The organism is Bilophila sp. 4_1_30, assembly GCF_000224655.1.
GTDB classification, from domain to species: Bacteria; Desulfobacterota; Desulfovibrionia; order Desulfovibrionales; family Desulfovibrionaceae; genus Bilophila; species Bilophila wadsworthia.
Map to the genome: position 1 here is coordinate 928,388 of NZ_JH114232.1, position 3,789 is coordinate 932,176.

The window sequence follows — 3,789 nt, forward strand, 5'->3', positions numbered from 1 at the left end:
GGAAACTTCCGGAGCGGCCGGCGCTTCGGGTTCCGCAGACGGGACGGGCGCGGCGGCCTGGTGCCTCGGACGCGCCGGGCACGCTGACAATGCGGGCCGCGGGCGTGTGGTTTTCACGCGGGGCCCTGCGTTCCGCGCGGGGCGCTTCTTCGCCTTCGGCCGCGACGTCCTCGGTGGACTGGCGGCGGCGACGGACAATGACGCCGGGCTGTACTTCGCGGCGGTCGCCCTGTTCGGACGTGGCGGAGTCTTTCAGATGGTTCTTCACGCGATCGATGTCCTCCGCAGCAATGTTGCTGGAAGTGCTTTTCGCCGGAATATCCAGCTCACGCAACGCCTGCAAAAGATTCTTGGTCGGTACGCCAAGTTCTGTCGCAAGGTCTTTCACCTTGGTCTTGTCTTCAGTCATGCACTAATCTCCCTTACGCTTCCGCCCGCCTGTGCGGAACCGCCGGAATTTTTCCCGGCAGGCCGTTTCCGAGCATACATACCAGCCGCGTCCGGGCTGGGTTTGGCTCTCATCGACCAGAAATTCCCCCCCCTGCGGGGACAGAACGTGGCGCACGAGCTCCTGTTTGGGCATGCGCCTTCTGCATATGGCGCACATCCGGGTGGGCACATGCCCCCGGTCCATGCTATTCGTCTTCCCCGGCCGCCGTTTCGTCGGCCTTGTCCGCATCGGCATCGGCCTTGTCAGCCGATTCGCCCACTACGGGAGAGAGGAAGTTGATAGCCGCACGCAAATCGCCGATACGGCTGTCCGAGAGGCTGAGCTTTTCGGACAGTTCTTCATCGGTCGCATCCTGGAGCTGTTCCAGCGTGGTGAATCCGGCGCTCACGAGGCTGTCCACGGAGACTTCGGCCACACTGGCGACCTGCTCGAGCCCGCGGCCGATGGCGTTGGTTTCGTTGTAGCGGGTTTCAGTGAAAATATCGATTTTCCAGCCAAGCAGCTTGGCGGCGAGCTTGACGTTCTGCCCCTTGCGGCCGATGGCGCTGGTGAGCTGATCGTCAGGCACGGTGACTTCGAGGAGGTTTTCGGCCTCATCGACCACAATGCGGGAAATCACGGCCGGAGCCAGCGCGTTGCGGGCATAGGTCGAAATTTCGGGGCTCCAGACCACAATGTCGATGCGTTCGCCGTGGAGTTCCTGCACGATGTTCTGGATGCGGGAACCGCGCACGCCAACGCAGGCGCCCACGGGATCGACGTCGCGTTCACGGGAGAGCACGGCGACTTTGGCGCGGCTGCCCGGATCGCGGGCGACGCCCATGATCTGCACGGTGCCGTCGTCGACTTCCGGCACTTCGCGGCGGAAGAGGGCGGCGGTGTAGTCGCGGTGCGAACGCGAAATGACGATCTGCGGGCCGCGGCCTTCTTTCTTGACCTCGATGATCAGGGCCTGCACGCGATCGCCGCGCTTGTAATGCTCGCGGGGGATCTGCTCTTCCTTGGGAAGGATGGCTTCGGTCCGGCCAAGGTTGATGATCCAGCCGCCCTTGTCGCGGCGCTGAATGATGCCGCTGCAGATTTCGCCCACGCGGTCCTTGAACTCTTCATAGATGAGTTCCTGTTCGGCGTCGCGCATACGCTGGATGATCACCTGCTTGGCGGACTGGGCCGCGATGCGCCCGAGGTCGGTCACCTTGAGGGGGAAGCCGATTTCGTCGTCGAGCTGCACGGAAGGATCGAGTTCGCGGGCCTTTTCGATGTCGATTTCGGTATCGGGATCGGCCACGTCGTCAACGACGATCTTGAACTGGTGGACCTGGATTTCCCCGGTGTCGTCGTTGTAGCTGACTTCGACGTCGATGTTCTCGCCGTATTTGCGGATAACGGAAGTGCGGACGGCGTCCTCAAGCGTATCCACGAGCATGTCGCGATCGAGCCCTTTGTCTTTGCTGATCTGGTCGATGGCCTTTTTCAGTTCCAAATTCATGCAGCGCCTCCGCGTGTACCCTTGGAATCTTTGGAGTCTTTCTTGCCGCCGAGCTTCTTGCCCGGTTCGGGGAAGTGGTGGACGAGGGTCGCCTTGCGCACAAAGGGCCAGGCGATGGTGACTTCTTCAGGCTCTTCGGCCTTCCGGCTGGTGTCGGGCAGGCTGAGCGTGAATTCCTCGTCGGCGACGGCAGCGAGGACTCCGGAAAATTTCTTGCGCCCCGGCCAGGTATCAAGCTGTGCCGCAAGCACGACTTCCAGTTCGCGTCCTACATAATTTCTCAACTGGTCGATTTTGAAGAAGGGGCGCTGGAGCCCCGGAGAGGAAATTTCGAGCGTCCAGTTGGTGGCGAAGGGGTCTTCCACGTCGAGGGCGAGACCCGCGAGCCGCGACAGTTCCGCGCACTGATCGATGGTGACGCCCTGCGGGAGCAGATCGTCATTTGAGGCCTTTTCGGAAGGGGCGGGTTCGGCGCCGGGAAGGACGTCGACGTAAATCCGGGCGATGGGGCGGGCGGCGCCGCCCAGTTCAACGCCCCAGACAGCCAGTCCGAGGGAAGCCGCCAGAGGGGTGACCAGTTCGGTGATGAATTCGATTCTATCGGGTTGACTCATGCGTCTTGATGTTCTCCGTATTGCCCCATTCTTAGGGATAAAAAAGGGGCTCGGCATAAAAAAAAGGGGGCCGTCTCAGGCCACCCCAGTAGGACCGCTCAGTCGCGGTCAGACAGGATGAGAAGAAAAAGTCGCCTCTTTCTTCCGCAGGAGTTCAAATAGCCTCTCTTTTTCCCGCTGTCAAGAGAAATCGGTATTTATCCTTGCGCACCGGGGATTTTGGATGCTTTATCCTTGCGTGTTCGCGTATGCCCGATGTAGAATCGCTTATAAACCCGAACCAAGGAGCAAGCGATATGGCAAAAAAGAAAATATTGATGTTGGCTGGTGACTTTGTTGAAGATTACGAGATCATGGTCCCGTATCAGATGCTTCTGATGGTGGGTCACGATGTCGATGTGGTCAGCCCCGGCAAGAAGCCGGGCGACGTCATCGCCACCGCCGTGCACGATTTCGAGGGGCATCAGACCTATACGGAAAAACGTGGCCACAATTTTATGATCAACGCCGATTTCGACGCTGTGGATTGCGCCGCCTATGACGGGCTCGTCGTGCCTGGAGGCCGTTCTCCCGAGTATCTGCGCCTGAACCCGCGCGTCATTGAGATCATCCGTGAGATGGACGGGGCCAAGAAGCCCATTGCGGCGATTTGCCACGGCCAGCAGATGCTGGTTTCCGCCGGTATCCTCAAGGGGCGTTCCTGCACGGCCTATCCCGCCGTGAAGCCCGATGTGGTGGACGCCGGAGGCGTCTGGTGCGAGCCCAACGCGACAGCGACCAACGCCTTTGTCGACGGGAACCTCGTCACCGGCCCGGCGTGGCCCGCGCATCCCGAGTGGATGGCTCTCTATCTCAAGCTTCTCGGCACGAAGATCGAAGCGTAGCGGTTAGGGGAAGATGAATTGGAGGGGGCGGGAGAACCTTTCTGGAGAAAGGCTTCTCCCGCCCCCCTCCAAACCTCCCCCCACCCTCTCCAAAGACTTTCGTGTTTATCGAATCCCTGTTCGCAGTGTTCCCTTTTATCTTAAGAAGATAAGGCCGCCGCTTCATCGGTTTTTTCAAACAGGGCACGACTGGCGGCATCGGGGTCAAAGAAGAGCGGTTTCGTGTCCGGCGCAAGCCGGATGCGGAACCGCTCTTCTTTGACCTTGAGGGGGTCCGGGGGAAATCATTTCCCCCGGCGGGGTCAAGGGGCAGAGCCCCTTGCCGCCGGAGGCATTCCCTATTCTTCGGCC

General features: G+C 60.5%; 5 protein-coding genes. 1 reads left to right on the forward strand and 4 read right to left on the reverse strand.

The features are described 5' to 3' along the window. From HMPREF0178_RS10750 to HMPREF0178_RS10765, 4 genes are all read right to left on the reverse strand, one after another. On the reverse strand, positions 1–409 hold a 409-nt coding region (locus HMPREF0178_RS10750), incomplete at its 3' end, for a translation initiation factor IF-2 N-terminal domain-containing protein (protein WP_009733429.1). A gap of 3 nt (positions 410–412) precedes the next feature. After that, positions 413–685 (reverse strand): YlxR family protein, encoded by a 273-nt coding sequence (locus tag HMPREF0178_RS10755; protein ID WP_306532059.1) that lies wholly within the window; start codon positions 683–685, stop codon positions 413–415. Further along, positions 636–1,940 carry a transcription termination factor NusA gene (nusA, locus tag HMPREF0178_RS10760; RefSeq protein WP_005025057.1) on the reverse strand — a complete coding sequence of 435 codons (1,305 nt, stop codon included), beginning with the start codon at positions 1,938–1,940 and terminating at the stop codon, positions 636–638. Before nusA ends, HMPREF0178_RS10755 begins: the two co-directional genes overlap by 50 nt. Then, complete coding sequence (locus tag HMPREF0178_RS10765) at positions 1,937–2,554, reverse strand: ribosome assembly cofactor RimP (RefSeq protein ID WP_009733430.1); 618 nt, start codon at positions 2,552–2,554, stop codon at positions 1,937–1,939. Before HMPREF0178_RS10765 ends, nusA begins: the two co-directional genes overlap by 4 nt. Before the next feature lie 296 nt (positions 2,555–2,850). Here HMPREF0178_RS10765 and HMPREF0178_RS10770 point away from each other — a divergent pair, with 296 nt between their 5' ends. Then, positions 2,851–3,438 carry a DJ-1/PfpI family protein gene (locus HMPREF0178_RS10770; RefSeq protein ID WP_005025062.1) on the forward strand — a complete coding sequence of 196 codons (588 nt, stop codon included), beginning with the start codon at positions 2,851–2,853 and terminating at the stop codon, positions 3,436–3,438. The last annotated feature ends 351 nt before the right edge of the window (positions 3,439–3,789 follow it).